General features: G+C 72.2%; 25 protein-coding genes. 15 read left to right on the top strand and 10 right to left on the bottom strand.

Annotation, left to right across the window (positions count from 1 at the left end):
- Positions 1-28 precede the first annotated feature (28 nt).
- The 7 genes from paaA (at position 29) to HNR13_RS07575 (ending at position 6,071) form a co-directional block, all read left to right on the top strand.
- Complete coding sequence (gene paaA, locus HNR13_RS07605; protein WP_179605190.1) at positions 29-1,015, top strand: 1,2-phenylacetyl-CoA epoxidase subunit PaaA; 987 nt, start codon at positions 29-31, stop codon at positions 1,013-1,015.
- A complete protein-coding gene (gene paaB / locus HNR13_RS07600; protein WP_179605189.1) occupies positions 1,012-1,332 on the top strand; it encodes a 1,2-phenylacetyl-CoA epoxidase subunit PaaB in 321 nt (106 codons plus the stop codon). The genes paaA and paaB overlap by 4 nt, the downstream gene beginning before the upstream one ends.
- A complete protein-coding gene (paaC, locus tag HNR13_RS07595; protein ID WP_179605188.1) occupies positions 1,329-2,159 on the top strand; it encodes a 1,2-phenylacetyl-CoA epoxidase subunit PaaC in 831 nt (276 codons plus the stop codon). Before paaB ends, paaC begins: the two co-directional genes overlap by 4 nt.
- Entirely contained in the window at positions 2,156-2,638 is a 483-nt protein-coding gene (gene paaD / locus HNR13_RS07590) for a 1,2-phenylacetyl-CoA epoxidase subunit PaaD (RefSeq protein WP_382313735.1), read from the top strand. The genes paaC and paaD overlap by 4 nt, the downstream gene beginning before the upstream one ends.
- A 10-nt stretch (positions 2,639-2,648) precedes the next feature.
- A complete protein-coding gene (gene paaE, locus HNR13_RS07585) occupies positions 2,649-3,737 on the top strand; it encodes a 1,2-phenylacetyl-CoA epoxidase subunit PaaE (RefSeq protein ID WP_179605187.1) in 1,089 nt (362 codons plus the stop codon).
- A 26-nt stretch (positions 3,738-3,763) separates the two neighbouring features.
- Positions 3,764-4,534: an enoyl-CoA hydratase-related protein gene (locus HNR13_RS07580; RefSeq protein ID WP_179605186.1), complete on the top strand. Its 771-nt coding sequence runs from the start codon at positions 3,764-3,766 to the stop codon at positions 4,532-4,534.
- 151 nt (positions 4,535-4,685) lie between these two features.
- The gene (locus HNR13_RS07575; RefSeq protein WP_179605185.1) at positions 4,686-6,071 is read left to right on the top strand and encodes an LLM class flavin-dependent oxidoreductase; all 1,386 of its coding nucleotides are present in this window, start codon (positions 4,686-4,688) and stop codon (positions 6,069-6,071) included.
- A 195-nt stretch (positions 6,072-6,266) separates the two neighbouring features.
- Here the strand turns inward: HNR13_RS07575 and HNR13_RS07570 are convergent, their stop codons facing one another.
- The gene (locus HNR13_RS07570) at positions 6,267-7,622 is read right to left on the bottom strand and encodes a maltokinase N-terminal cap-like domain-containing protein (protein WP_179605184.1); all 1,356 of its coding nucleotides are present in this window, start codon (positions 7,620-7,622) and stop codon (positions 6,267-6,269) included.
- An 18-nt stretch (positions 7,623-7,640) separates the two neighbouring features.
- Positions 7,641-9,107: a M23 family metallopeptidase gene (locus HNR13_RS07565; protein WP_246312731.1), complete on the bottom strand. Its 1,467-nt coding sequence runs from the start codon at positions 9,105-9,107 to the stop codon at positions 7,641-7,643.
- A gap of 131 nt (positions 9,108-9,238) precedes the next feature.
- Here HNR13_RS07565 and lepB point away from each other — a divergent pair, with 131 nt between their 5' ends.
- Positions 9,239-9,970, top strand: a complete 732-nt coding sequence (lepB, locus tag HNR13_RS07560) for a signal peptidase I (protein WP_179605183.1) — start codon at positions 9,239-9,241, stop codon at positions 9,968-9,970.
- A 16-nt stretch (positions 9,971-9,986) separates the two neighbouring features.
- On the opposite strand, the gene HNR13_RS07555 is transcribed toward lepB, so the two are convergent.
- A complete protein-coding gene (locus HNR13_RS07555; RefSeq protein WP_179605182.1) occupies positions 9,987-10,937 on the bottom strand; it encodes an SIP domain-containing protein in 951 nt (316 codons plus the stop codon).
- 110 nt (positions 10,938-11,047) lie between these two features.
- On the opposite strand from HNR13_RS07555, the gene HNR13_RS07550 reads away from it, so the two are divergent.
- From HNR13_RS07550 to HNR13_RS07540, 3 genes are all read left to right on the top strand, one after another.
- Positions 11,048-11,512, top strand: a complete 465-nt coding sequence (locus HNR13_RS07550) for a hypothetical protein (RefSeq protein WP_179605181.1) — start codon at positions 11,048-11,050, stop codon at positions 11,510-11,512.
- A 31-nt stretch (positions 11,513-11,543) separates the two neighbouring features.
- Positions 11,544-11,873: a YciI family protein gene (locus HNR13_RS07545; protein WP_179605180.1), complete on the top strand. Its 330-nt coding sequence runs from the start codon at positions 11,544-11,546 to the stop codon at positions 11,871-11,873.
- Positions 11,874-11,982: 109 nt separating this feature from the next.
- Positions 11,983-12,354 (top strand): PLD nuclease N-terminal domain-containing protein, encoded by a 372-nt coding sequence (locus HNR13_RS07540; RefSeq protein WP_179605179.1) that lies wholly within the window; start codon positions 11,983-11,985, stop codon positions 12,352-12,354.
- Between the two features lie 27 nt (positions 12,355-12,381).
- Here HNR13_RS07540 and HNR13_RS07535 read toward each other — a convergent pair whose 3' ends face one another.
- The 4 genes from HNR13_RS07535 to HNR13_RS07520 form a co-directional block, all read right to left on the bottom strand.
- Positions 12,382-14,154: a glycoside hydrolase family 35 protein gene (locus tag HNR13_RS07535; RefSeq protein WP_179605178.1), complete on the bottom strand. Its 1,773-nt coding sequence runs from the start codon at positions 14,152-14,154 to the stop codon at positions 12,382-12,384.
- An 81-nt stretch (positions 14,155-14,235) separates the two neighbouring features.
- Complete coding sequence (locus HNR13_RS07530) at positions 14,236-15,585, bottom strand: ABC transporter substrate-binding protein (protein ID WP_179605177.1); 1,350 nt, start codon at positions 15,583-15,585, stop codon at positions 14,236-14,238.
- A 46-nt stretch (positions 15,586-15,631) separates the two neighbouring features.
- Entirely contained in the window at positions 15,632-16,570 is a 939-nt protein-coding gene (locus HNR13_RS07525) for a carbohydrate ABC transporter permease (protein ID WP_179605176.1), read from the bottom strand.
- Positions 16,570-17,496, bottom strand: coding sequence for a carbohydrate ABC transporter permease (locus tag HNR13_RS07520; protein WP_179605175.1), 927 nt, complete (start codon positions 17,494-17,496; stop codon positions 16,570-16,572). The genes HNR13_RS07525 and HNR13_RS07520 overlap by 1 nt, the downstream gene beginning before the upstream one ends.
- Before the next feature lie 184 nt (positions 17,497-17,680).
- Here HNR13_RS07520 and HNR13_RS07515 point away from each other — a divergent pair, with 184 nt between their 5' ends.
- A complete protein-coding gene (locus HNR13_RS07515; protein WP_179605174.1) occupies positions 17,681-18,730 on the top strand; it encodes a LacI family DNA-binding transcriptional regulator in 1,050 nt (349 codons plus the stop codon).
- Positions 18,731-18,778: 48 nt separating this feature from the next.
- Here the strand turns inward: HNR13_RS07515 and HNR13_RS07510 are convergent, their stop codons facing one another.
- Together HNR13_RS07510 and HNR13_RS07505 are read right to left on the bottom strand one after the other, a co-directional pair.
- Positions 18,779-19,156: a VOC family protein gene (locus HNR13_RS07510; protein ID WP_179605173.1), complete on the bottom strand. Its 378-nt coding sequence runs from the start codon at positions 19,154-19,156 to the stop codon at positions 18,779-18,781.
- 131 nt (positions 19,157-19,287) lie between these two features.
- Positions 19,288-19,641 carry a YciI family protein gene (locus HNR13_RS07505; protein WP_179605172.1) on the bottom strand — a complete coding sequence of 118 codons (354 nt, stop codon included), beginning with the start codon at positions 19,639-19,641 and terminating at the stop codon, positions 19,288-19,290.
- Between the two features lie 246 nt (positions 19,642-19,887).
- Here HNR13_RS07505 and HNR13_RS07500 point away from each other — a divergent pair, with 246 nt between their 5' ends.
- The 3 genes from HNR13_RS07500 (at position 19,888) to HNR13_RS07490 (ending at position 24,485) form a co-directional block, all read left to right on the top strand.
- Complete coding sequence (locus tag HNR13_RS07500) at positions 19,888-21,540, top strand: thiamine pyrophosphate-binding protein (RefSeq protein WP_179605171.1); 1,653 nt, start codon at positions 19,888-19,890, stop codon at positions 21,538-21,540.
- 138 nt (positions 21,541-21,678) lie between these two features.
- On the top strand, positions 21,679-23,682 hold the full coding sequence (locus tag HNR13_RS07495; RefSeq protein WP_179605170.1) for a cellulose binding domain-containing protein: 2,004 nt from the start codon (positions 21,679-21,681) through the stop codon (positions 23,680-23,682).
- A 56-nt stretch (positions 23,683-23,738) separates the two neighbouring features.
- Positions 23,739-24,485 (top strand): IclR family transcriptional regulator, encoded by a 747-nt coding sequence (locus HNR13_RS07490; RefSeq protein ID WP_179605169.1) that lies wholly within the window; start codon positions 23,739-23,741, stop codon positions 24,483-24,485.
- A gap of 18 nt (positions 24,486-24,503) precedes the next feature.
- Here the strand turns inward: HNR13_RS07490 and HNR13_RS07485 are convergent, their stop codons facing one another.
- Positions 24,504-26,405: an FAD-binding monooxygenase gene (locus tag HNR13_RS07485; RefSeq protein WP_179605168.1), complete on the bottom strand. Its 1,902-nt coding sequence runs from the start codon at positions 26,403-26,405 to the stop codon at positions 24,504-24,506.
- Between the last annotated feature and the right edge of the window lie 43 nt (positions 26,406-26,448).

The raw sequence follows: 26,448 nt of genomic DNA, 5'->3' as shown, positions 1-26,448 counted from the left end.
TCAGTAAGTAATGATGGGAGCTGGTTCGATGGCGAACACGACGGAGACCACCGTCCCCACGGATGACGACGCCGCCGGCGAGGCGCTCTTCGAGGAGCTCATCGCCGCCGACTCCCGCATCGAGCCGCGCGACTGGATGCCCGACGCATACCGGCGCACTCTCATCCGGCAGATGTCGCAGCACGCGCACTCCGAGATCATCGGCATGCAACCGGAGGCCAATTGGATCAGCCGCGCGCCGAGCCTCAAGCGCAAGGCGATCCTGATGGCCAAGGTGCAGGACGAGGCCGGCCACGGGCTCTACCTCTACTCCGCGACGCAGACGCTCGGCATCACGCGCGACGAGATGACGGAGCAGCTCATCACCGGCGCCGCCAAGTACTCCTCGATCTTCAACTACCCGACCCTGAGCTGGGCGGACATCGGCGCGATCGGCTGGCTGGTGGACGGCGCGGCGATCTGCAATCAGGTGCCGCTCTGCCGGTGCTCGTACGCACCCTACGGCCGCGCGATGGTGCGGATCTGCAAGGAGGAGTCCTTCCACCAGCGCCAGGGGTTCGAGATCCTGCTGACGCTGATGCGCGGCACTCCGGAGCAGCAGAGGATGGCGCAGGACGCGGTGAACCGCTGGTACTGGCCGTCGCTGATGATGTTCGGGCCGCCCGACGCCGACTCCCCCAACTCCGCGCGCTCGATGGCGTGGAAGATCAAGCGGTTCTCCAACGACGAGCTGCGGCAGCGGTTCGTCGGCATGCTCGTCCCGCAGGCGGAGGCGCTCGGCGTGACGTTCCCCGACCCCGACCTGAAGTGGAACGACGAGCGCCAGGCCTACGACCTCGGCGAGATCGACTGGAGCGAGCTGCAGCGCGTCATCGCCGGCGACGGCCCGTGCAACGCCCAGCGGCTGCAGCGCCGCCGCGAGGCGCACGAGGACGGGGCCTGGGTGCGCGAGGCGGCAGCGGCGTATGCGGAGAAGAGGGCGCAGAAGGCTCGCGCTCAGGAGGTCGCAGCATGACCGGCGACAAGCCCAGCACCGACAAGCACGGGGCCCACGAGGTCTGGCCCCTGTGGGAGGTCTTCGTGCGCGCGTCCCGCGGCCTCAGCCACGTGCACGTCGGCTCGCTGCACGCGCCCGACGAGGAGCTCGCGGTGCGTAACGCCCGCGACCTCTACACCCGGCGCGGCGAGGGCGTCTCGATCTGGGTGGTCCGCTCCGACGCGATCACCACGAGCGATCCCAGCGCCAAGGACGCCTTCTTCACCTCGCCGGAGGGCAAGAACTACCGGCACGCCACCTATTACACGGAGAGCGAAGGGGTGAAGCACCTGTGAGCGCCGAGCACGAGCACGACGAGCACGGCCACGTCGAGCTCAGCACCGTGACGCTGTCGGCCGAGTTCGTCGCCGACGCGGCCACGGCCTCCCCCGACGTCGCCGAATACGCGCTCTGGCTCGGCGACGACTCGCTCGTCCTCGCCCAGCGACTCGGCTGGTGGATCTCCCGCGCCCCCGAGCTCGAGGAGGACGTCGCCCTCGCGAACATCGCCCTCGACCTGCTCGGCCACGCGCGCTCGCTGCTGCGCTACGCCGGCAGCGCCACCGGGCGGTCGGAAGACGACCTGGCGTACTGGCGCGACGAGCAGGACTTCCGCTCCGCGCACCTCTTCGAGCAGCCGAACGGCGACTTCGCCCACACCATCGTGCGGCAGTTCGCGGCGGCCCACTACCTCTTCGAGCTCTACGAGCGGCTGCGCGCCTCCGAGGACCCGGTGCTCGCCGCGATCGCGGGCAAGGCCGTCAAGGAGGTCGCCTACCACTGCGATCACGCCGACCAGTGGGTGCTGCGGCTCGCGCTCGGCACCGACGAGTCCCGCCGCCGCACGCTCACCGCGTTCGACGACCTCTGGCCGTACGTGGCGGAGCTGTTCCGCGACGAGCCCCTGATGGACCGGCTGGAGGGCGTGGCCCCGCGCCCGTCGACGCTGCGCGAGGCGTTCGACGCCGCCGTCGCGCCGATCCTGGCGGAGGCCGAGCTGGAGCTCCCGACCACGTTCACCGCTTCCGGCGGCGGACGCCAGGGCCGGCACTCCGAGTACCTCGCGCCGCTGCTCGCGGAGATGCAGGTCCTCACCCGCTCGCACCCGGGAGCGTCCTGGTGACCGGGCACGCGGCCGAGGCCGGCCGGGCCTGGGCGGCCGCCGCCGCGGTGCTCGATCCCGAGGTCCCGGTGCTGAACATCGACGACCTCGGCGTGCTGCGCGCGGTGACCGTGACCGACACCGGGGTGGAGGTCGTGCTCACGCCGACCTACTCCGGCTGCCCGGCGATGGACGCCATCCGCGAGGACGTCGTGCGCGCCCTCGCCGCCGAGGGCTTCGGGGACGTGCGGGTCAGCCTGGCGCTCGCCCCGGCCTGGACGACCGACTGGATCAGCGAGCACGGCCGCGCCGCGCTCCGCGACTACGGCATCGCGCCGCCGTCCGGCGCCGGTCCGGTGCGGCTCACTCTCGCGATCAAGTGCCCGCACTGCGGCTCGCTGAAGACCAGGGAGGTCTCCCACTTCGGCTCCACCGCGTGCAAGGCGCTCTACGTCTGCGACGAGTGCGGCGAGCCGTTCGACCACTTCAAGGCTCTGTGAGGTCCCGCTGATGGCGCGTGCGCGATTCCACACGCTCGCGGTCGCCGAGGTGCGCCCGCTGACCGCGGCGAGCGTCGAGGTGACGTTCGCCGTCCCCGACGACCTGCACGGCGAGTACGACTACCTGCCCGGGCAGCATGTCGCCCTCCGCGCAACGGTCGGCGGCAAGGAGCTGCGGCGCAGCTACTCGATCTGCCGGCCGCCGACACCGGGCCGGATCAGCGTCGCGATCAAGCGCGACCTGGGCGGCGCGTTCTCCACCTGGGCGACCAGCGAGCTGCACGCGGGTGACCGGATCGATGTGATGAGCCCGCAGGGGACGTTCACGATCGACCTCACTGCCCTGGACGGCGTCCACGTCGCCGGGATCGCCGCCGGCTCGGGGATCACGCCGCTGATGGCGCTGGCCTCCAGCGTGCTGTCGGCGTCCGACACCAGCACGTTCACGCTCGTCTACACGAACCGCACGGCGATCGACGTGATGTTCCTGGAGGAGCTGGCCGACCTCAAGGACCGCTACCCGTCGCGCCTCGCCCTGCACCACGTGCTCTCGCGCGAGCAGCGCTCCGCTCCCCTGCTCTCGGGCCGGATCGACGAGGAGCGGCTGCGGACGATCCTCGACGCGCTGCTGCCGCCGGACACCGTCGACCAGTGGTTCCTCTGCGGGCCGTTCGAGCTGGTGCAGCTCTGCCGCGACGTTCTGGAGACGTACGACGTGCCGCGACAGAGCATCCACTTCGAGCTGTTCACCACCGGCGAGCCGGGCGAGGTCCGCGGCGACGTCGGGCACCCGGTCGTCGTGCACGAGGGCGAGAGGACGGCGGAGATCGAGTTCACCCTCGACGGCCAGACCTCCACGGTGACGACGCCGGTGGACGCCAACGAGTCCGTGCTCAACGCCGCGCTGCGCGTGCGGCCGGACGTGCCGTTCGCCTGCACCGGCGGCGTCTGCGGCACGTGCCGGGCGCGGCTGCTGTCCGGCGACGTGCGGATGACCGAGAACTACGCGCTGGAGCCGGAGGAGCTGGAGGCCGGCTACGTGCTCACCTGCCAGTCGCACCCGCTCACCGAGAAGGTCGCGGTGGACTATGACGTCTGAGGAGGCGCAGTGATCGAGGAGGCGCAGTGATCGAGCTCGGCATCCAGGACGACGTCGCGCACGTCACGCTGAACGCGCCCGAGCGGCTGAACGCGCTCGGTCCCGACGACCTCCGCGCGCTCGACGCCGCCTACGCCGAGGCCGAGGCCGCCGGGGTGCGGGCGCTCGTGCTGCGCGGCGAGGGCCGGTCGTTCTGCGCCGGACGCGACATCGCCGGCGTCGACCCGGCGACCGACGACGTGGCCGGCTACCTCGACGGACTGGTGACGCCGCTGCTGCGCCGGATGAGCGCGTTCCCTGCGCCGACCTTCGCGGCGGCCCGCGGCGCGGCCCTCGGCGTCGGGCTCGGCCTCCTGGTCGCCACCGATGTCGTGTACGTCGCCGAGGACGCCAAGATCGGCTCGCCGTTCGCCGCCCTGGGCGCCGCGCTCGACTCCGGAGGCCACTGGCTATTGGTCTCGCGGCTCGGCCCGCACCGCGCGCTCGACCTCATCTACTCCGGAAAGCTGATCTCCGGCGCGGAGGCGGTCGCCGGCGGCCTGTTCAGCCGGGCGCTGCCCGCCGACGAGGTGGACGCCGCAGCGGACGAGGCCGCCGCTGCCGCCGCCCGCGGTGCGACGCAGGCCTTCCTCGCGAGCAAGCGCATCGTCGCGGGCCTCCGCGACGGCTCGCTCGACCTGTGGTCGTCCGTCGCCGCCGAGACGCAGGCGCAAACGACCCTGCGCGACACGCAGGACTACCACGAGGGCTTCGCCGCCTTCCAGCAGAAGCGCCGCCCAGTCTTCCGCGGCCGCTGACCCCCAACGCGAGTACGCGGATAATCGACGTACTCGACGGTTTTCCCATGATTATTCGCGTACTCGACGGTTCGGTGCGGGGCGGGAGGGCGCGTTACGGAATGTGGCGGGCGGGGTGCGAGGCGGGCCCGGCGCGGGCAGTGTGGACGGCATGACCCGGCAGATCCGCTTCAACGCCTTCGACATGAACTGCGTCGCCCACCAGTCCTCCGGGATGTGGCGCCACCCCGACGACCAGGCCTGGCGGTACAAGGACCTCACCTACTGGACCGAGCTCGCGAAGCTGCTCGAGCGCGGCACCTTCGACGGGATCTTCATCGCCGACGTGCTCGGCACCTACGACGTGTACGGCGGCAATAATGAGGCCGCCATCCGGCACGGCGCCCAGGTGCCGGTCAACGACCCGCTCCTCCTGGTTTCCGCGATGGCGCTGGTGACCGAGAACCTCGGCTTCGGCGTCACCGCCGGCACCGCCTACGAGCACCCGTACCCGTTCGCGCGCCGCATGTCGACGCTCGACCACCTGACCAACGGCCGGGTCGGCTGGAACGTCGTCACCGGCTACCTCCCCTCGGCCGCGCGCAACATGGGTCACGACGACCAGCTCCAGCACGACGACCGCTACGACCACGCGGACGAGTACCTGGAGGTGCTCTACAAGCTGTGGGAGGGCTCCTGGGAGGACGACGCCGTCATCCGCGACCGCGAGTCCGGCGTCTTCACCGACCCGGCGAAGGTCCACGAGATCGGCCACCAGGGCAAGCACTTCACCGTCCCCGGCATCCACCTCTCCGAGCCCAGCCCGCAGCGCACACCCGTGATCTACCAGGCCGGCGCGTCCAAGCGCGGCATCTCCTTCGCAGCGGAGAACGCCGAGGCGATCTTCGTCGCGGCCTCCACCAAGGAGGGCCTCAAGGAGACCGTCGGCAAGCTCCGCGACGCGCTGGAGGCCGCGGGCCGCGACCGCTACGCTGCCCGCATTTACACCCTGCTCACGATCGTCACCGACGAGACCGACGATAAGGCGCAGGCCAAGTTCGAGGACTTCCTGCAGTACACGAACGACGAGGGCGCCCTGGTCTTCATGTCGGGCTGGATGGGCGTCGACCTGTCGCAGTACGACCTGGACGAGCCGATCGGCAACGTCAAGAGCAACGCCATCCAGTCGGCGGTCGCCAACTTCCAGCGCCCGAACGCCGACGGCGGCGAGTGGACGGTGCGCGACATCGGCCGCAACGGCGTCATCGGCGGCCTCGGCCCGTTCATCGTGGGCGGCGCGGTGAGCATCGCCGACCAGCTCCAGGAGTGGGTCGAGGAGACCGACGTGGACGGCTTCAATCTGGCCTACGCGATCACGCCGGGCACGTTCGAGGACATCGTGGAGTTCGTTATCCCGGAGCTGCGCAAGCGCGGCGCCTATCCGGAGGAGTACGCGGAGGGCACGCTCCGCAACAAGCTGCACGGCGCGGGCGACCGACTGCCGGACGACCACCGCGGCGCGCGCTACCGATACAACGCGACGGCCGCCCAGGCCTGACCCGGCGCGGCGGCCGAGGGTAGACCCCGCGGTCTGTCTGCCCGTGGACGCGTCCGCGCCGCACAATGCGCGCAGGGCGGTCACGGGCTTCGAAGGTGTCCGCCTACGCGGCGCCCGGCGTGCGGGTAACACGCCGGACGCCGCGGTTGTGCCGCCGTGCTCTTCGGCGTGCGGCGAGCGCGAACGGCACCCGTCTCAGTGCGCGATCCCCGCCGCGTCCCTCAGCAGCCGCTCCACGGCCGCGCGCGGGATCGGGATCCAGCTCGGCCGGTGCCGGGCCTCGTAGGTGATCTCGTAGACCGCCTTGTCCAGCTCGAACGCCGCCAGCAGTCCCGCGTACTCGTCGAGGACGTCGCCCGCGACGCTCGCGTAGCCCTCGAGGTACGCCCTCCTGGCGTCCGCGGCCCACGCCACGGCGTCGACGGGCGGCTCGCGCCGGGCGAGCGACCCGGCGACGTAGTCGAACGAGCGCAGCATCCCCGCGACGTCCCGCATCGTCGCGTCGGGCAGCGCCCGCTCCGCGAGCGGCCGCAGCGGCTCGCCCTCGAAGTCGATGAACTGCCAGCCGCGCTCCGGCGAGTGCAGCACCTGGCCGAGGTGGAGGTCGCCGTGGATGCGCTGCAGCACCGGGAGCGGCCCGCCGGCCGCCGCCTCGTAGACGGACGCGATCGGGCCGCGCAGGGTCTCGACCTCCGGCACCTCCGTCGTCGTGATGGTGAGCCGCTGGAACATGCCGTCGAGGGCGGCGCGGACGTCCTCGGGCTCGGCCCGCTTGGTCGGCAGCACGCCCGCGAGCAGGCGGTGCAGCTCCGCGGTGCCGGCGCCGAGGGCGATGGCGCGCTCGGTGAAGTCCTCGCCCGCCTCCGCGGCGCTGACCGCGAGCTCCCAGCCGTCCTCCGCGCCGGGCACGAAGTCCTGCATCAGCGCCAGCTCACCGTTCGCCTGCGTCCCGTCCGGCGCCGGCCACGCCCCGGTCAGCCAGCCGAGCAGTGCGGGCGTGCGCTCGGAACCGCCCGCGGTCAGCGCCGCGAGCGTGGAGATGTCCGGGTTCTCGCCGTCCTGGACGACCCGGAAGACCTTCACCAGCGCGAGCCGGTCGCCCAGTTCGGCGACGATCGAGGTGTTGGACTGCTCGGCGGAGAGGCGCCGCGACGAGAGCACGGGGATGCGCTCGCCCAGGGTGTGCCCGCCCGCGCGGGCGTGCTCGCCGTCGGCCGCCCCCGCACCCGTCATCAGCGCGGCGAGCGCGGCGACGTACGCCTCCTCGACCGGTCCGTCGTAGAGGTACCGCCCCCCGGCCTCGCCCACGAACCCGGCCGGGTCGCCGTCCCGCCGCGCCCGCGCGACGAGCGGGACCTGATAGACGCGGGGCGTCCGGGGCGCGTCGTCGCAGAAGAAGTGGGTCACGATCCGTGAGCCGTCGTCCGTGCTCTCCGGCGCGGGCTCCAGTTCGAAGGACCCCAGCAGGCGCAGCCTCGGTTCGAACGCCTTCGTCGAGTACCAGCGCTGGCGGCGCATCCACGAGCCCACCAGCTCCGTCAGTTCCGTCATGCCTGAACCGTACGCCTCTCAGAGGGTTCCGACGATGACTCCGCGTGCGGCGAGGAACGGGTAGGGATCTATTTGCACGCCGTTCACCCGTACTTCGAGGTGGAGGTGGCAGCCGGTGGAGAGGCCGGTCGTGCCGACCTGCGCGATGGGCTGCCCGACCGCGACGTGCTCGCCCACCGTCACGCCGATCCCGCCGTCGCGGATGTGGCCGTAGGCGGTCTCGACGCCGCCGCCGTGGTCGATCAGGATGAAGTTCCCGTAACCGCCGTTCGGACCGGCGGCCAGGATGGTGCCCGCCGCCGCCGCGACGATCGTCGTGCCGCAGGCGGCGCCGATGTCGTCGCCCGGGTGGAAGAGCGGCGCCCCGGCCGGACGCGACGGCCGTGGGCCGAACGGGTCGGTCAGCGGGCCGTGCACGGGGAGCGTCCAGGCGTTCGCGATGGCGGCGGGGTCGACCGTGAGCGCCTTCCAGCCGGTCCCGGCGGTGAGCAGCGTCGGCAGCTGCGCGAGGGCGGCGGAGTCCGTGTCGACCTGCGCCTGGGCGTCCGCGACCGCCTGCTCGCTGGCGCCGACGTCGATGCCGGCGAGGGCGACGGCGGCGTCCTTCGCCTGCGCGTCGAGGGTCTTGGCGGTCTTGGCGTCGGAGGCGGCGTCGCGCAGTGCGGCCGCGCTGTCGTCGGAGAGGGTGCGCAGCCGGTCGACGGCGCTGAGCTTGGTGAGGAGGTCGCCGTTCGTGCCGAGCACTGCCGCGAGCGGGTCGGCGCCGAGCCCCTTCCAGCCGGCGGCGCGGATGAGGGCGGTGGCGAACGCGGCGGACGCGGCCGCCTTCTTCTTCGCGGCCTTCGCCTGGGCGGCGAGGGCGTCCGCCGTGGACTGCGCCTGGACCTGCTCGCGCTGCACGCCGAGGTTGGCGTCGGTCGCCGCGGCCAGGGCCTGCTGGGCGGAGGCCAGCGCACTGGCGAGCTGCGCCGCCTGCTGGGCCTGCGCGAAGTTCGACTGCACTGTGCCGCCGAGATCGGGGACGAGCAGCGGAATCTCGTCGGTCGGGGCCGGCGACGGTGCGGGGGCGGGCGCGGGCGCCGGCTTGTGCGACGTCTTCGGGGTCGGCGTCGGGGTGGGAGTCGGCGTCGGCGTGGGCGTGGGAGTCGGCGTCGGGGTGGGGGTCGGAGTCGGCATCGGCGTCGGGCCGGGTGTCGGCGCGGGTGAATCCGTGGTCCCGCCCGTGGGGCCGGGCGTCGGCGTCGAAGTGGAGCAGACCGCGCCGGGGCAGTCCTCCGCGGAGGCCGGGAGCGGAGCGAGCACGACGCCCGCGGCCAGCACGATCGCGGCCGCGTGGGCCAGCGCCCTCAGCGGCGAGAACCCTCCCCCGGCGGCCGGCGGCCCACCGGGAAGGCGGGGCCGCTCGCGGCGGATGCGGCTTCGATCGCCGCGGCGCGGATGTTCGCGTCGTGCCTGCAGTCCGTAGCGCGCCAACGCATCCCGCATGATCACGCGAGCCCCCGGCGGGCGCCGGGACGGCCCGTCCTCCGATCCTGTCACCGCGTGGCCCTGCCGGACAATCCCTCGTGCGAGGGTCGGATGCGTCTCCCAGCAATCGCACGCTAGCGTGAAGCATTGTGACCGAGAGCACCGAGACCTTGCGACCCCGTCGCACCGCCCGCAAGTCCGGCTGGAAGGTGCTGCTGCGCGACGTCGTGGTGATCTTCGTCATCGCGGTGCTGGTCTCGTTCCTGATCAAGACGTTCGTCGCCCGGTCCTTCTACATCCCCTCCGGGTCGATGGAGAACACGCTGCAGATCAACGACCGGATCATCGTCAACGAGCTGCAGCCGTCGGTCTTCCCGCTCCAGCGCGGCGACGTCGTCGTGTTCAAGGACCCGGGCGGCTGGCTGCCCGCGGCGGCGCCGCAGACCGGCAACCCGATCCAGCAGGGCGTCGGAGCCGTGCTCGACTTCGTGGGCCTCGGCGCCTCGGACAGCGACCAGCACCTGGTCAAGCGCCTGATCGGCCTGCCCGGCGACCACGTCACCTGCTGCAACGCGCTCGGCCAGATGAGCGTCAACGGCGTGCCGCTGAAGGAGCCGTACGTGCTGCTGCCGGCCGGGCAGCAGGCCGTGTCCGCCAAGCCGTTCGACGTCACCGTCCCCGCCGGCAAGGTCTGGGTGATGGGCGACAACCGCTACAACTCCGCCGACTCCCGCTACCACATGGACGACCCGACCAAGGGCTTCGTGCCGATGAGCGACGTCGTCGGCCGCGCGTTCGTGGTGAGCTGGCCGGTGAGCCACTGGAGCTGGCTGAGCAACTATCCCGAGACGTTCGCCGGCACCGAGACCAAGAACAAGTAGCGCGCGCCTCGTCCGGCTAGACCTGCTCGGCGCGCCCCAGCCGCCAGTAGCCCATGAAGGCCACCCGCCCGCGGTCGATCCCGTGCCCTCGCACGAGGAGCCTGCGGAGCGTCTTGACGACGCCCGACTCGCCCGCGATCCAGGCGTAGAACCCGCCGGCGGCCGCCCCGTGACCGTCCGGCCGCTCCGGGCTGTCCCAGAGGATGCCCGCGTCCACGTCGACATCCTCCAGGCGCTGCGTGCGTCCCGCCGCGGCCGCCGCGACCACGTCCGGGTGCTCGTTCAGCCAACCGGTCACGGCCGGGAGGAGCGCGCAGCCGTGCTCACCGCCGTCGCGCGCCACCCAGGTCACCTCGATGTGCGGGCCGGTCCGGAGCGGGAGCGCGTCCTCCGCCGTCGGGACCTCGATGAAGGCGTGCGCGCGCCGCGACGGCGGCAGTCCCTCCAGGATCGACGCGATCGCCGGGGCCGCTGTCTCATCGCCGGCCAGCAGCAGCTCGGTCGCCGCCCCTGGCCGCCAGTCGATGCCGACGCCGGTGTGCGGGCTGAGCCCGTCCGGGCCGATCACGACCAGCTCGTCGCCCGCCGCGACGCCCGCGAGCCAGCGCGCGGCCGGGCCGCCGTCGCCGTTGCCGTCGCCGTGCACGACGAAGTCCACGTCGAGCCGCCGCTCCCCCTGGTCGACGTCGCGCACGGTGTAGGTGCGGAAGGGGTTCCGCCGGTGCTCCGGCAGCGTCCGCCACTCGCCGTACCAGTCGCCGGCGCCGAGCGGGCTGAAGGAGCCGTCGGGCAACGGGAAAACCAGTTTGATCCGCTGGTCCAGCCGCTCCGCGCCGAAGGTCGCGAAGTCGTCGCAGCCGAGGCTCACCCGCGCGAAGCCCGGGCTCAGGCGCCGGATCGCCAGCACGCGCGCGCGGTACGGTCGGTATGCCGGACGGTCCGTGAGGGGTGGGGCGAGCACGGGCACGGCGGTTCCCTTCAGGCCGGGCGGAGGGGCGGGAGACGAGTAAGGTAAGGCTACACTAACCAGTCGCCGGGACGCTGGACGCCCCCTCGCCCGCGCAGTATCGTCAGCGCGTGACGACCACGCGCGACCACCCGCTGCTCGGCAGGGACGCGCGCCTGGTCGTCCTGATCACCGGCGTGCTCGCGGGCGCCGTGGTCGGCTTCCTGCACATCCTCGACTACGAGCTCGGCAGCGACACGAAGCGCGAGCTGCTCAGCCCGCAGCTCTTCCTCTACGGGCCGGCCGCCGCGGGGGTGGGCTTCGCGAGCGCGGCGGCGCACTACGCCTGGTTCGCGCGCGCCCGTCCCGGCGCCATCCACTGGTGGCGGCACGTCGGCGCAACGGCGACCGCGTTCGCGGTGGCGTACTCCGGCTACACGCTGCTGTGGCTGACCACGCCCGCGACGTATCTCGGCTGGTTCAGCGAGCCGCTCGGCGCCGTCGTGGTGGCCGTGACCGTGGAGTACGTCGTGCACCGGCTGATCCGGGAGCGCAGGAATGTCGAGCGGCGGCCGCTCCGTTCGACGTCCCAGTGAACCGACCACCGATTCCGAGAGGATCCACGCGATGAAGTACATGATGTTCGTGATCACCGACTCCGAGCCCGACACCGAGACCGACGAGTCCGACGTCGACCTCTGGGTGGACCCGCTCGACGCCAGCGGCAAGCGCATCATCGGGGAGGTGCTGCAGCCGCAGACCGAGTCGCGCGTCGTCCGCGTCCGCGACGGCAAGCGCTACGTGACCGACGGCCCCTTCACCGAGACGAAGGAGGTCATCTGCGGCTTCGACATCCTGGAGGTCGAGGACCTCGACGAGGCCATCGAGATCGCGTCGAAGCACCCGATGGCGCGCAACGGGCAGCTGGAGCTGCGGCCGTTCATGGTCTGGGAGTGAGTTCGGCGGCGGCCCTGCGGCGCCTTTGCGACTGCTTCGCGCTCGCTTCGAGTCCGCACTGAGCGGGGAGATCCGGCGGAGGCGCCGGGTCTCCCCCTAGACTCGCGGCATGGCCGTCGTTCCCCTGCTGATCCTCGTCTTCTTCGTCGTCGCGCTGGTCGACATCATCCTGCGCGACAGCAGCCAGGTGAAGCACCTGCCGAAGATCACGTGGATCTTCATCGTGATCCTGCTGCCGCTGATCGGCGGCGTCCTGTGGTTCGCCCTCGGGCGCGAGTACCCGAGCGCGGCCTACCGGCGCCCGCGCGGGACGTTCGTCACGCGCGAGCAGCACGCGCCGGCCGCGCCGGCCGCGCGCCCGCTGTCCACGGAGGAACAGCTGGCCGCGCTCGAGCGCGAGATCGCGGACGACCGCATCCGGCGGCTGGAGGACGAGGTGCGCCGCCGCCGCGACGGCGAGCTCGACCCCGACCCCCGGTGACCCGCACCTCCACCGCGTGACAGGAACTCAGAAGTCCGTGTGGCCCAGGCGCGGCTCGGACACGAACGCGGCGGTGGCGTCCGCCGCGGACTCCAACTCCAGGATCACGAGCTCGTTGCGCCCGGCCCGGGTGACCGGCGCCGGCACGTGCAGCGTCTCCTGGGGGCCGCGGGTCCAGTAGCGGCCGAGGTTGAAGCCGTTGACCCAGGCGAAGCCCTTGCCCCAGCCGGTGGTGTCGAGGAACAGCGTCCCCTGCTCGGCCAGCTCGAAGGCCGCGCGCGCGAACACGGGCCCGGCCAGTCGCTCCGGCTCGCGCTCCACGGCGGCGCCCGCGGCGTCGAGCTCGGCCCGCACGGCGCTCAGCGACGGCAGGCGCAGCGGGAGGACGCTCCAGCGCCGCAGCCCCTCGCCGTTCAGGCGCACCGGGCCGATCAGGCCCTTGGGCTCGCCGATCCGGGGACCGTAGTCGACGCGGCCCTGGTCCTCCACGAGCACCGTCAGCGTTCCGCGGCTCGGTGACAGGGTGATCGCGCTGTCGTGGTGGTCGCGCGCGAGCACGCCGACGCGCGTGGAGCCGACGAAGACGTAGGCGCGGTCGCGCACCTCGCCGAACTCCAGCACAGCGGGCTCCGCGGTGTCGATCTCGGTGCGGTAGAGCCCGAGGCCCGAGTAGTGGCCGAGCGCGTCGAAAGTGGGGAGGTCGTCGGTGTGCTGCCAGTCGCCCAGCCTCGACGCCACCGCGAACAGCGGCACGGCGTCCAGGAACGGCACGCTGAACGCGGGCGCGGCGGCCGCGACGACCGGCTCCTCCGCCGGCACCGGAGCGTGCTTGGCGATCACGTCGCGGAACACCCAGTACTTCTCGGTGGGCTCGCCCGCCTCGTCGAGCGGAGCGTCGTAGTCGTAGCTGGTGACGATCGGCTGGTAGACGCCCTTGTCGTTGGCGCCGTTGGTGAAGCCGAAGTTGGTGCCGCCGTGGAACATGTAGATGTTGACCGACGCGCCGAGTGAGAGCAGCTCGTCCAGGTCGGCGGCGGACTGCTCGACGGAGGTCGTGTGGTGGTGCGCGCCCCAGTGGTCGAACCAGCCGTCCCAGAACTCCGAGCACATCAGCGGCCCGGTCGGCTGGTGCTCGCGCAGGGTGGCGAGCCGTTCGCGCGAGCGGGAGCCGAAGGAGGCCGTCTTGAGCAGGCCGGGCAGCGAGCCGTTCTCGAGCATCGCCGGCTCGGGCTGGTCGACGGTCGTCAGCGGCACGGTGATGCCCGCGCCCTCGAAGACCGCCACGAGGTGACGCAGGTAGTCCTTGTCGTCGCCGTACGCGCCGTACTCGTTCTCGACCTGCACGAGCAGCACCGGGCCGCCCTCGGTCACCTGCAGCGGGCGGACGATCGCGAGCACCCGCTCCAGGAACGCCGTGACCGCCGAGAGGAATGCGGGCTCCGCGCGCCGGATGCCGACCGACGGGTCGGTGAACAGCCACGCCGGCAATCCACCGTTGTCCCATTCCGCGCAGATGTACGGCCCCGGCCGCACGATCGCGTGCATCCCCTCCTCCTGCACCGTGCGCAGGAAGCGGGCCAGGTCGAGCGCGCCCTCCGCGGTCCACTCGCCGGGCTGCGGCTCGTGGGCGTTCCACGGGACGTAGGTCTCGACGGTGTTCAGGCCCATCAGGCGGGCCTTGCGGATGCGGTCGGCCCAGTCGTCCGGGTGGACGCGGAAGTAGTGGATCGCCCCCGACAGGATGCGGTGGGGCCGGCCGTCGAGGAGGAAGTCGTCCTCGGCGATCTCGAAGGTGCTCATGTGCTCTCTCCTCCCCCGGGCGCCCGCCTGCCTGCGGCGGACGCCCGAGGGCCGGTGACGGTGTCTCGTGCGGTGGAGGGGTTACTTGCCGGTGACCGTGAAGCCCTGCTGGTTGCCGTAGCTCACCAGCGCCTTCTGCCAGGCCTGCAGGCCGGGGTTCAGGCTGGAGTTCGAGGTGTACGACTGGCCGACGGTGTCGCCGTAGATGCTGTTCGCGTAGACCTGGAAGGGCAGGTACTGCCAGCCGGTGGAGACGTTCTTCGCGCCGTCGACGAGGACCTCGTTGATCTTCTGGCCGCCGAAGTACTCCGGAGCCTGGGCGAGGAAGTCGGACGAGTTCAGGTCCTTGGTCGTGGACGGGAAGCCGCCGGACTGCAGGAAGACCTTGATCGACGCCGGGTCGTTGTTCAGCCACTTGAGGAAGCCGGCGGCGAGCGCCTGGTTCTTGGACTGCTTGAGCACGACCTGCGCGCCGCCGCCGTTCTCGGCGTTGGTCGGGGTGCCGTCGTAGGTCGGGATGGGCGCGACGCGCCACTGGCCGGAGCCGTCCTTCACCGAGGACTCCAGCACGCCGGGCATCCAGGCGCCGGTGACGAGGGTTGCGATCGAGCCGTTGCCGAGCGCCTTGAACCAGTCGTCGCTCCAGCCGGGGACGGTGGAGAGCAGCTTGCCCTGCACCAGCTTGTCCCAGGTGCCGGTCCACTTCTTGGAGCCGTCGTCCTGCAGGTTGATCGACACCGTGGTGCCGTTCACCTGGAACGGCCGGCCGCCGGCCTGCCAGATCATCGAGGTGGTGAAGCCGGAGTCGCCGGAGTCGCTGGTGATGTACGCGTTCGGGTCGGCCGCGTGCAGCTTCTGCGCGTCGGCGACGTACTCGTCCCAGGACTTCGGCACGGTCAGGCCGTACTTGTCGAAGACGGTCTTGTTGTAGAACATCGCCATGGGGCCGCTGTCCTGCGGGAGGCCGACGAGCTTGCCGCCGACGTTGACCGAGCCCCAGGGGCCGGGCGTGTAGTCGCTCTTGAGCGAGTCGAAGCCGTACTGCTTCAGGTCGACGAGGGAGTCGGAGAGCGCGAACTGCGGGATGGCGTAGTACTCGACCTGCGCCACGTCGGGCGCGCCCGAGCCGGCCTTGATGGCGTTCTGGAGCTTGGTGTACTCGGTGGTGTTGGTGCCGGCGTTAACGAGCTTGACCTTCACCTTGGGGTAGGCCTTCTCGAACGCGGCGACCTGGGCCTGGGCGGACGGGGTCCACGACCAGTAGGTGATGGTGCCGCCCTGCTTGAGGGCCGCGTCGACGTCGGAGGCGCTGCCGCCGCCGCTGGAGCCGGAGCCGGACGAGCACGCGGCGAGCGAGGCGCCGATGACGGCGGTCGCGACGACGGCGGTCGCGACGCGTCGCAGGTTCCGGGAACGCAGGATGCGCTTCATGGTGGTTCCTTTCACTTCCTTGTGGAATGGGAGGGAGGTGCTGTGTTCACTGCTTGACGCTTCCGGCGGCCAGACCCGACTGCCAGTAGCGCTGGAGCACCAGGAACGCGGCCACGATCGGGATGATCGTGACGAGCGATCCGGTGATCACGAGGTTGAAGATCGGCTGGGCGCCGACCCCGGTCGCCTGCGCGCTCCACTGGCTGAGGCCGACCGTGAGGGGGTACCAGGTCGGATCGCTCAGCATGATGAGCGGCAGGAAGTAGTTGTTCCAGGTGGCGACGATCGCGAACAGCGCGACGGTCACGACTCCGGGGGCGAGGAGGCGGAGCGAGATGGTGAAGAAGGTGCGGAACTCGCCGGCGCCGTCCATCCGGGCGGCCTCCAGCAGCTCGGTCGGGATCGCCTCGCTGGCGTAGGTCCAGATCAGGTAGAAGCCGAACGGGCTGATCAGCGACGGCAGGATGACCGCCCAGGGCGTGTTCGTGAGCCCCACCTGGCTGAACATCAGGAAGGTCGGGACCGCCAACGCCGTTCCGGGAACCGCGATCGCGCCGAGCACGATGGCGAACACCGCCCGCTTGCCGGGGAAGTCGTACTTCGCCATCCCGTAGCCGGCGACCGTCGCGAGCAGCGTTGCCCCGCCCGCGCCGACCACGACGTAGAGGAGGGTGTTGCCCAGCCACTGCAGAAAGATCCCGTCGCGGTAGCTGAACAGCTGCGCGATGTTCTGGAAGAGGTTGAAGTCCTTGCCGAACCAGAGCCCGAACGACGAATACAGGTCCGGCTGGCTCTTGGTCGCGTTGACGATGAGCCAGATCAGCGGGACGAACGAGTAGATCGTGAAGACGATCATCACGATGGTCAGCACGGTCGACTTGCGGCTGCGGCGGCCGGAGGTCGGCGCGGCCGCGCGGGCGGCGCGGTTGGAGCGGGCGGCGGCGCGGGACGGCGCCTTGCGCGGACGGTCGGTGAGCGCGGTCATCAGCGGACCTCCTTGCGCGAGCCCCGGAGCTGGACGACGTAGGCGATCACCGCGGTGATGACGCCCATCACGATCGCGACCGTGGCCGCGTAGTTGAACTGCTGGCCGGCGAACGACAGGTTGTAGGCGTACATGTTGGGTGTGAAGTAGCTGCTGATCGCGTTGGGCGCGAGCTGCTTGAGCAGGTTCGGCTCGTTGAAGAGCTGGAAGCTGCCGATGATCGAGAAGATCGTCGCGATCACGATCGCGCCGCGCACGGCGGGGAGCTTGATGCTGAACACCGTGCGGAACGCCCCCGCGCCGTCGATCTCGGCGGCCTCGTAGAGCTCGCCGGGGATGACCCGCAGCGCCGCATAGAAGATCAGCATGTTGTAGCCCAGGAACTCCCAGGTCACGATGTTGCCGATCGAGCCGAGGATCCACTGGCCGGCGAGCGGGGCGAGCTGCGTGCCGAGCAGGTGGTTGACGCTCGCGGTGAGACCGAACTGGTCGCCGTAGATGAAGCCCCAGATCAGCGCGGCCACCACGCCGGGGACGGCGTAGGGCAGGAACAGCGCGATGCGGAAGAAACCGGCGCCGTGCAGCCGGGCGGAGTCGAGCGCGAGGGCCGCGACGAGCGAGAGGGCGAGCATGATCGGCACCTGCACGACCAGGAAGAGCGCGACCCGGCCGAAGGACTCCCAGAACTTCCCGTCCTGCAGGAGTGCGATGTAGTTGTCCAGCCCGACGAAGGCGTTGCCGCCGATGAGCTGCTGGCGGAACAGGCTGAGGTAGAGCGCGTAGACGACCGGCGCGACGATCATCAGGGCGAACACGACCAGGAACGGGGCCACGAAGGCCCAGCCGCGCCAATCGCGTCGCGGACGGGGCTGGCGCCGGGGCGGTGATGCCGGCGGGGCCGTCGGCGTGAGGGACGTCGTTGTCATGGCCTTCCTCGGTGATTCGGTGCTCGCTGCGGCCCGCGGGAGTGCGCTGCGGCGTCGCGGCGGATGTTTACGTCAACATCTGGTTGCATACCCTAGCATGTTGACGTCAACATGATGCAAGTGCGTTGTTCCCCGCGGACCGTCGCGGCAGGAATCACCCGAGCCTTCACCAGAATGGGGAACCATGACCGAGTCGATCGCCGACCCGGCGCCCGCGCGCCGCGCCGGCCGCACCCGCGGCCCCTCCCTCGGCGACGTCGCCGCGCACGCCGGGGTGTCCACCCAGACCGTCTCGCGCGTCGCCAACGGCCTCACCAACGTGGAGGCCGCCACCCGCGACCGCGTGCTGGCCTCCATGCAGGCGCTCGGCTACCGGCCCAACCGCGCCGCCCGCGCGCTGCGCTCCGGGCTGTTCCGCAACATCGGCGTGGTGATGTTCACGCTCTCGTCGTATGGCAACATGCGCACGCTGGACGCGATCGCCGTCTCGGCCGCGACCGCCGGCTACTCGATCACCGTCGTGCCGGTCGAGCACCCCACCCAGCAGGACGTCAGCGTCGCCTTCACCCGGCTGCTGGAGCAGGCGGTGGACGGCATCATCATCGTCATCGAGGCCCACATCGTGGACCGCGCCGACGTCGAGCTGCCGTCCGGGCTCTCCGTCGTGGTCATCGACTCCACCGAGCGCCCGGACTACCCGCAGGTGGACACCGACCAGGCCGAGGGCGCGCGCCAGGCCACCGAGCACCTGCTCTCGCTCGGGCACGAGACGGTGTGGCACATCTCCGGACCCGCCGAGTCGTACTCGGCCGCGCGCCGCGAACAGGCCTGGCGGGACACCCTGGAGGCCGCGGGCGCCCCGGTGCCGGAGGTCTTCCGCGGGGACTGGTCCACGACCGCCGGCTACGGCTACGGGCGGGAGATCGCCGTGCGCCCCGAGATCACCGCGGTGTTCGCCGCGAACGACCAGATGGCGCTCGGCGTGCTCCGCGCGCTGCACGAGGCCGGCCGGCGAGTGCCGGACGATGTCAGCGTGGTCGGATTCGACGACATGGCCGAGTCCGACTCGTTCTGGCCGCCGCTGACCACCATCCACCAGGAGTTCGAGGCCACCGGCCGCCGCGCCGTCGAACTCCTCATCGCCGAGATCGAGGGACGGCCCGAGCCGGTGCGCTCGTCCGTCCTCCCGACCCGCCTCGTCGTCCGCGCCAGCAGCGGCCCGGCGCCTGCCTGATGGATCACTTCCCCCACGCGGCCGGCTCGGGCGCGGTGCGGGTCTGAGCTACCCCCGCTCCACCACCTCGAACCGGTTCCCGTCCTGGTCCCGCGCCTGGAACATCGCCGGGACGCCCGGCCAGCGCAGCAGCTCCCCCACCGCCACGCCGCGCCGGGTCAGCTCCGCGTGCGTGCCGGCCGCGTCGAGGCTCTCGAACCGGATGCCCGTCTCGACCCCCGCCGGTGCGTCGTCGCCGGCGACCACCAGGGACACGGACACCGCCGATCCCGGCGGCGCCACCATGATCCAGCGGCCGCCCGTCGGCAGCGGCGCGTCCACGAGCAGCTCGAACCCGAGCACGTCCCGGTAGAAGGCCAGGGCGACGTCCTGGTCCCGCACCGGAATGCCGATGGTGTTCACCCCGATGATCCCTGCATCCGTCATGAGCGCATCCTCCTCTGTCCACCCCGCCTCTGTCACCCGCGGCCAACGGAGGAGATCCGCCCTCCGCACCCGCGGATCCCCTCCGCTCACTGCGTTTCCCGGGCGCGTCGGCCCGGAAGTCCTCCGTTGCCCTAGCGCCTCACCAACGCCCGGACCTCGATCCCCCCATGCCCCTGCCGAGCCTCCGCGAGCGACGCCGCCAACGCGACCGCCTCCTCCTGGCTCTCGGCCTCGATCAGGTAGAACCCGCCGACGACCTCCTTGGACTCCGAGAACGGCCCGTCGGTGGGCCGTGGCTCACCGTCCGGGCCGGTGCGCAGCGTCGTCGCGGTGGACGACGCCTGCAGTTCCCCCGCGGCACGCACCCCCTCTCCCGCCTTCTCCTGGAGGGCGCGGTGGGCGGCGTCGAGCGCCGCGCGCGCCTCCTCGTCCAGGGCGTCCCAGCGGTTCTCGTCGCCGTAGATGAGGATCAGGTAGCCGGTCATGTCTCTCCCTCTCGTCGCGCTTTTCGTCGCGCTTTTCGTCGCGCTGTTCGTCGCACTGTGCGGGAACACCTGGACGTCGAACGGGTGGGGCCGTTTTCGACAGGCGCCCGGCTATACTGCTGAGGTCCGGCCGTCCAACGGCCCGGTGCTCGAAAAAAGGGCACGAAGCCGCGCTCGGCGACGCAGCAGCGCGCGAGACACATACGGATCATCGCACCTCCGTTCCCCGTCTCGAAAGGCACCGCCATGCCCTCCGTCTCCGCGCACGTCGCCACCACCCTCGCCCGCCACGTCGACCAGGTCTTCGGGGTGATGGGCAACGGCAACGCCCACTTCCTCGACGCCCTGGAGCGGGAGGGACGCGTCCCCTACACCGCCATGCGCCACGAGGCCGGGGCCGTCGTCGCCGCCGACGCCTACCACCGCGCGTCCGGCCGGCTCGCCGCCGCCACCGCCACCTACGGCGCCGGGTTCACGAACACGCTGACCGCCCTGGCGGAGGCCAGGCAGGCGCACATCCCGCTGGTCCTGGTCGTCGGAGACGAGCCCACCTCCGGCCCGCGGCCGTGGGGCGTCGACCAGATCGCACTGGCCAGCGCAGTCGGCGCGCGCACCTACACGGTCGGCCGCACCGACGCCGCCGCGACCACGGCCATCGCGGTCGAGCACGCGCTCACCTACCGGGTGCCGACCGTCCTCGCCATCCCCTACGATGTCGCCACCCGGGAGGCCGGGCCTGTGCCGGAGGCGCCCGCGCTCGCGCTGCCCGCCCCGCTTGCGCCGGCCGGGCCGTTCGCACGCGGCGCGATCGCCGACGCCGCCGCCGCGCTCGCGGGCGCCGAGCGCCCGTTCCTGCTGGCGGGCCGCGGCGCCTGGATCGCCGGGGCCGGCCCCGCGCTCGGGGCCCTCGCCGACGCGACCGGCGCGCTCACCGCGGGCACCGCGCTCGGCCGCGGAGTGTTCCCCGACGGCCGCTACGACCTCGGCGTCACCGGCGGCTTCGGAGCCGAGGGCGCGATGGACGCCGTCCGCTCGGCCGACGTCGCCGTGGTCTTCGGCGCCTCGCTCAACCAGTTCACGATGCGGTTCGGCGAGCTCTTCGCCCCCGGCACGCGCGTCATCCAGGTGGATGTCGCGCCCGCCGCGACGCACCCGAACGTCGGCGCGTACCTGCGCGGCGACGCCCGCCTGGTCACCGAGGCCCTGGTCGAGGAGCTCCGCGCGCTCGGGGCCGCGCCCTCCGGCTGGCGGGAGTCCGTCGACCTGGCCGCCCTCCGCTCCCGGACCCACGGCGACGGCCTGGCCGCCGACGGCCGTCTCGACCCGCGCACCGCGGCCGCCCGCATCGCGGAGCTGCTGCCGGAGGACCGCGTCGTCGTCTCCGACGGCGGCCACTTCATCGGCTGGGCGAACATGTACTGGCCGGTCGCCTCCCCGGACCGGATGATCATGGTCGGCACCGCCTACCAGTCGATCGGTCTCGGCTTCCCGAGCGTCGCCGGCGCCACGCTCGCGCACCCGGAGTCCACGGTCGTGCTCACGACCGGCGATGGAGGCGGCCTGATGGCGTTGGCCGACCTGGAGTCCGCTGTGCGGGTCGCCGGCGGCCGCGGCGTGTGCGTGGTGTGGAACGACGCCGCCTACGGCGCCGAGGTCAACCTCTACGGCCTGAAGGGTCTCGCCCCGGGCCCGATGCGCATCCCGGAGGTCGACTTCGCGGGCCTCGGCGCCGCGGTCGGCGCGGAGGGCGTCGTGGTGAGGACTCCGGACGACCTGGACGCGCTGGCCCGCTGGGCCGCGCGCCCGGCGGCCGAGCGCCCGTTCCTGCTGCTCGACCTGCGGATCTCCGGCGACGTCGTCGCGCCGTACCAGGAGGAGATCATCCGGGTGAATTCCTGACGGGTCGGTAGCCCGGCCCGGCCGGCGCGACGACTCCCCACGACACTCCCCCGCGGATCGCTGACCGATCCGGCGCGGTGGCCGATAGTGACTCACGTACCTCCCTTCGCTGTTCCGTCGTAAGTCGTCAGGAGTGCCATGCCCGAGTCAGCGTCCCGTCCCGCACGCCACCGGGCGACCGGTCACCGAGTCCGGGCGGCGCTGCGCCGGCTGCTCGGTCCGTTCCGTCCCGGCCGCCGCACCGCGCACCGGCGGCAGGCCGTCGTCGCCGCACTCGCCGTCGCCGGCCTCCTCGGGACGGGCGCGATCGCGACCTCCGGTGCGCTGGCCGCCGCGACGCCGCGGGTGGACGTCACCTGGACCACCGCGAACTCCTGGACCACCGGCTTCCAGTCGGCGGTCACGGTCGCGAACGGGACCGGCACGACCCTGAAGCCGTGGCAGGTGCGGTTCGACTTCCCGCACGCGCTCGTGAGCATCTGGTCGGCCGTCGCCGTCGCCTCCCCCGCGGGGACCCTTACCGTCGGCGCGCCGTCGTGGGCGACCGCCCTCGCCCCGGGCGCGTCCGCCGCGTTCGGACTGACCGCCACCCGCGCGGGCAACGCCGCGATCGTGCCCGCCTCGTGCACGATCGTCGGGCTCCCGGCCGGAGTGAGTGTGCCGTGCGCGGTGAACGGAGGCCCGACCGGTGGCGGAGCCACGACGCCGACTCCGACTCCGGCCCCCACGGCCACGGCGACCCCGAGCCCGGCACCCACTCCGACGCCGGCTCCGACGCCCACCCCCACCGCCGCGCCCGGCGCCGGCCTCGCCGTCACCTGGACGGTCACCTCCGAGTGGACCGCCGGCTTCCAGTCCTCGGTCGCGGTTGCCAACGCGTCCGCCACGACGCTGTCGCCGTGGCAAGTCGCGTTCACGACCGCCGACGGCGTCGTCAGCCTCTGGGACGGCACAGCCGCGACCTCGGGCGATGGCTTCACCGTGACGGCGCCGTCGTACGCCACCACGCTCGCGCCCGGAGGGACCGCGACCTTCGGACTCACCTCCAGCAAAGCCGCGGGCGCGCCGCTCGTGCCGACCGGCTGCCGCGTCGTCGGCGCGAACCTGCCGTGCTCGATCAACGGCGGCGCGGCCCCGGCGCCCGGCCCGACGCCCACGCCCACGCCCACCCCGACGCCGACCCCCACACCGACCCCGACGCCCACCCCGACCCCGGCGCCCGGCGCCTCCGGTCTCCTCATCGCGCCGTACGTCGACCTCGGCCTCTGGCCCACCGCCGACCTCACCTCGTTCGCTTCGTCGGCGGGTGTGCGCGCGGTCACCGCGGCGTTCGTCGTCGCCGACCGCAGCAGCGCCTGCTCGCCCACCTGGGCCGGGTACACCGCGTACACGATCGGCGGCAGCCAGGACTTCCGGGCGGACGTGACCGCGTTCCAGGCCACGGGCGGCCGCGTCGTGGCGTCGTTCGGCGGCGCCGCGAACGACGAGCTCGCCCGGGTCTGCACCGATCCCGCCAAGCTCCTCGCCGCCTACGGCACGGTGGTGTCGCGCTTCGCGCTCGATCGGGTCGACTTCGACATCGAGGGCGCCGACGTCTCCGACTCCGCCTCGAATGTCCGCCGCGCGGCCGCGGTCGCCGCCCTGCAGCGCCAGCGCGCCGGCACGGGCCACCCACTCCAGGTGACGCTCACCCTCCCCGTGATGCCGTACGGCCTGCTCGCCAGCGGCCTCCGCACGATCGCCGAGTTCACCGCGGCGGGCGTTCAGCTGTCCGCGGTGAACCTGATGACCATGGACTACGGCACCGGCGTCACCGACATGGGGAAGGCCGCGATCGACGCGGCAACCTCCGCCGCCGCGCAGCTGAAGGGCGTCGCCGCCTACGCGTCCTGGACCGACGCCCAGCGGCTCGGCCTCGTCGCGGTGACACCGATGCCCGGGCTGAACGACACGGGCGAACTGTTCACCCTGACTGACGCCGCCACGGTCGGACGGTACGCGAAGGCCAACGGCCTCGCCGGCCTGAGCTGGTGGGAGCTGACCCGCGACCAGCCGTGCGCGTCGGGGATCCCGGCCTACATGTGCTCCGGGACGAGTCAGCCGCGCTGGGCCTACTCCCGGGCGTTCGCCGCGGCGGGCTGACCGCGGGTCGCTGAGCGCCGGCGGCCTCCCCGCGCGGGATGCGAAAGAATGGGCGCATGGCGAGCACACCTGACGACGCGGGCGCACCGGAGGCCACCGGCGCCCCCGGCACGCCCGCCCCGCACTCGCAGACCCTCTCGCGCGGCATCCGCGTGCTGGAGGCGCTGGCCGACGCGGACCGCCCGCTCACCATCGCCGAGCTCGCCGCCGCGCTCGGCGTGCACCGGTCGATCGTGTACCGCATCCTCCGCACCCTGGAGGATCACGGCCTCGTCGTGCGCAACCCCGCGGGCGCCGCGCTGCTCGGGCCGCGCATGGCGACGCTCGCCCGGTCGGTGTCGCGCGACCTCCAGTCCGCCGCCGTGCCGGAGCTGGGCGCGGTGGCCAACGAGCTCGGGATGACGGCGTTCCTCGCCGTCCTCGACCGCGGCGAGGTCGTCACTCTGGTCAGCATCGAGCCCTCGCACGCGCACGCCGCCGTCGCCCAGCGGCCGGGAACGCGGCATCCGGTCACCACGGGAGCCCCGGGCATCGCCCTCCAGTCGGTGCTCACCGAGCCGCAGTGGGCCGAGCTGCCGGACGGCCATCCGCGCGACGAGGCGGTGGAGGCGCGGGGACGCGGCTACGCGACCAGCCACGACGAGGTCATCCCCGGCCTGGCGTCCGTCGCCGTCCCGCTCGTGGTGCACGGGCAGCCGCTCGCCGCCCTCGCCGTCGTGTACGTGGCGAACGGCCGCGATGTCGCCGCGATCGGCGCGCGGCTGGCCCGCGCCGCCGAAACGGTCGCCGGCGAGCTCCGCTGAGCCCGCCGGCGACCCCGGTCAGACGGCCGCCGCCGGGGCGGAGTCCCGCACCGCCAGGATCGGCGCGAAGAAGGCGCCCAGCTCCTCGTACCCGGCGAGCGGCAGGACGTTCGCGACGTACTGGTCCGGCCGCACCACGACGATCGCGCCGTCCCGGTCGATGCCGCGCGCGCCGAAGACGTCGTCGCCCGGCGCCGCCGCGTACACCTTCTCGTAGTCGATGAGGTCGAACGGCCCGGTCCGCGGCAGGAACGCCTCCGGCACCCGGCCGAGGTCGACGCCGGTGTGGTCCTGCTGGTAGACGACCTTCACGTCGAACCAGGCGTCGATGTCGCCGTCGCGCGGCGTCGCGGCGAGCGGGGAGGCCGCCGAGGTCGTGAGCCAGTCCGCGAACTCCGGGACCAGGGTCCCGTCGCCCGCGGGCGCCGCGTCGGCGAACACGTAGATCCGCCAGCGCCCGTCGGCCGTGGCGTGGTGCCCGAGGTGGACCGGGTTGGTGTCGCAGACGCGCTCCACGATCGGCGACTTGAAGCGCTTGCCGATCGGGAACCCGGTCGCGAGCCCCTGGTGCGCCGGCTCCGCGACGATCAGGGACGGCGCGTACTCGGTGAGGAACCCGGCGGGGAACTCCGCCGTGCGCACGTAGAAGTCCTCCAGCTCGGACGGGTCCTTCAGATCCTCCGGCCTGGTGGCCATCAGCGTCGACCACTCCTTGTCGAAGTCGATCAGGTTCTTGGCGACGACGTGCCGCTCCGCGGAGTAGGTCGCCAGCAGCGACTCGGGGCTGCGGCCCTGCAGCACGTGGCCGAGCTTCCAGCCCAGGTTGAAGCCGTCCTGGATGGAGACGTTCATCCCCTGGCCGGCCTTCGCGCTGTGCGTGTGGCAGGCGTCGCCCGCGATGAAGACCCGCGGCGTGCGCGAGCCGAGCACGTCGACCGGGATGTCGTCGAAGCGGTCGGTCAGCCGGTGGCCGACCTCGTAGACGCTGTGCCAGGCGACGTTGCGCACGTCGAGCGTGTACGGGTGCAGGATCTCGTTCGCCTTCGCGATGATCTGCTCGATGCTCGTCTGCCGCACCGCGCCGTGGTCGTCGTCGGGGACGGAGCCGAGGTCCACGTACATCCGGAACAGGTAGCCGCCCTCGCGTGGGATGAGCAGGATGTTGCCGTACTCCGACTGGATCGAGCACTTGGTGCGGATGTCCGGGAAGTCGGTGACCGCGAGCACGTCCATCACGCCCCAGGCGTGGTTGGCCTGGTCTCCCGCGAGCGTGCAGCCGATCGACTCGCGCACCGTGCTGCGCGCGCCGTCGGCGCCGACGACGTACTTGGCGCGCACGACCCGCTCCTCGCCCGCGTTCTCACCCACCGTGCGCGCGAGCGTGACGACGACCGGGTACTCCCCCGCGTCCTCGACGCGGAGGCCGCGGAACTCCCAGCCGTAATCTGGCCGCATCCGGGTCGGACCGTTGGTCATGAACTCTCTGAAGTAGTCGAGCACCCGCGCCTGGTTCACGATCAGGTGCGGGAACTCGCTGATCCCGGTGGGGTCGTCCGCCGCCCGCGCCGCCCGGACGATCCGGGTCGGGTCGGCCGGGTCCGGCTTCCAGAACGCCATCTCGGTGATCCGGTACGCCTCAGCGGTGATCCGCTCCGCGAAGCCGAACGCCTGGAAGGTCTCGACGCTGCGGGCCTGGATGCCGTCGGCCTGGCCGATCTCGAGCCGGCCGCCGCGCCGCTCCACGAGCCGCGTGCTGACGCCGGGGAACTGCGCGAGCTGCGCGGCGGCGACCATTCCCGCGGGCCCGGAGCCGACGACGAGCACGTCCATGACCTCCGGCAGCTCGGGAGACCAGGCCGGCCCGGCCGCGGGCAGCACATGGGGTTCGCCGGACACGTAGCCGTGGTGGTGGAACTGCATTGGGGAGGCTCCTCACATCGTCGTGATCACGTGTTCTATATCC

This window comes from Leifsonia shinshuensis (genome assembly GCF_013410375.1).
Lineage (GTDB): Bacteria > Actinomycetota > Actinomycetes > Actinomycetales > Microbacteriaceae > Leifsonia > Leifsonia shinshuensis.
Note: the sequence above shows the minus strand (reverse complement) of the source record. Positions and strands in the feature narration are given on the sequence as shown.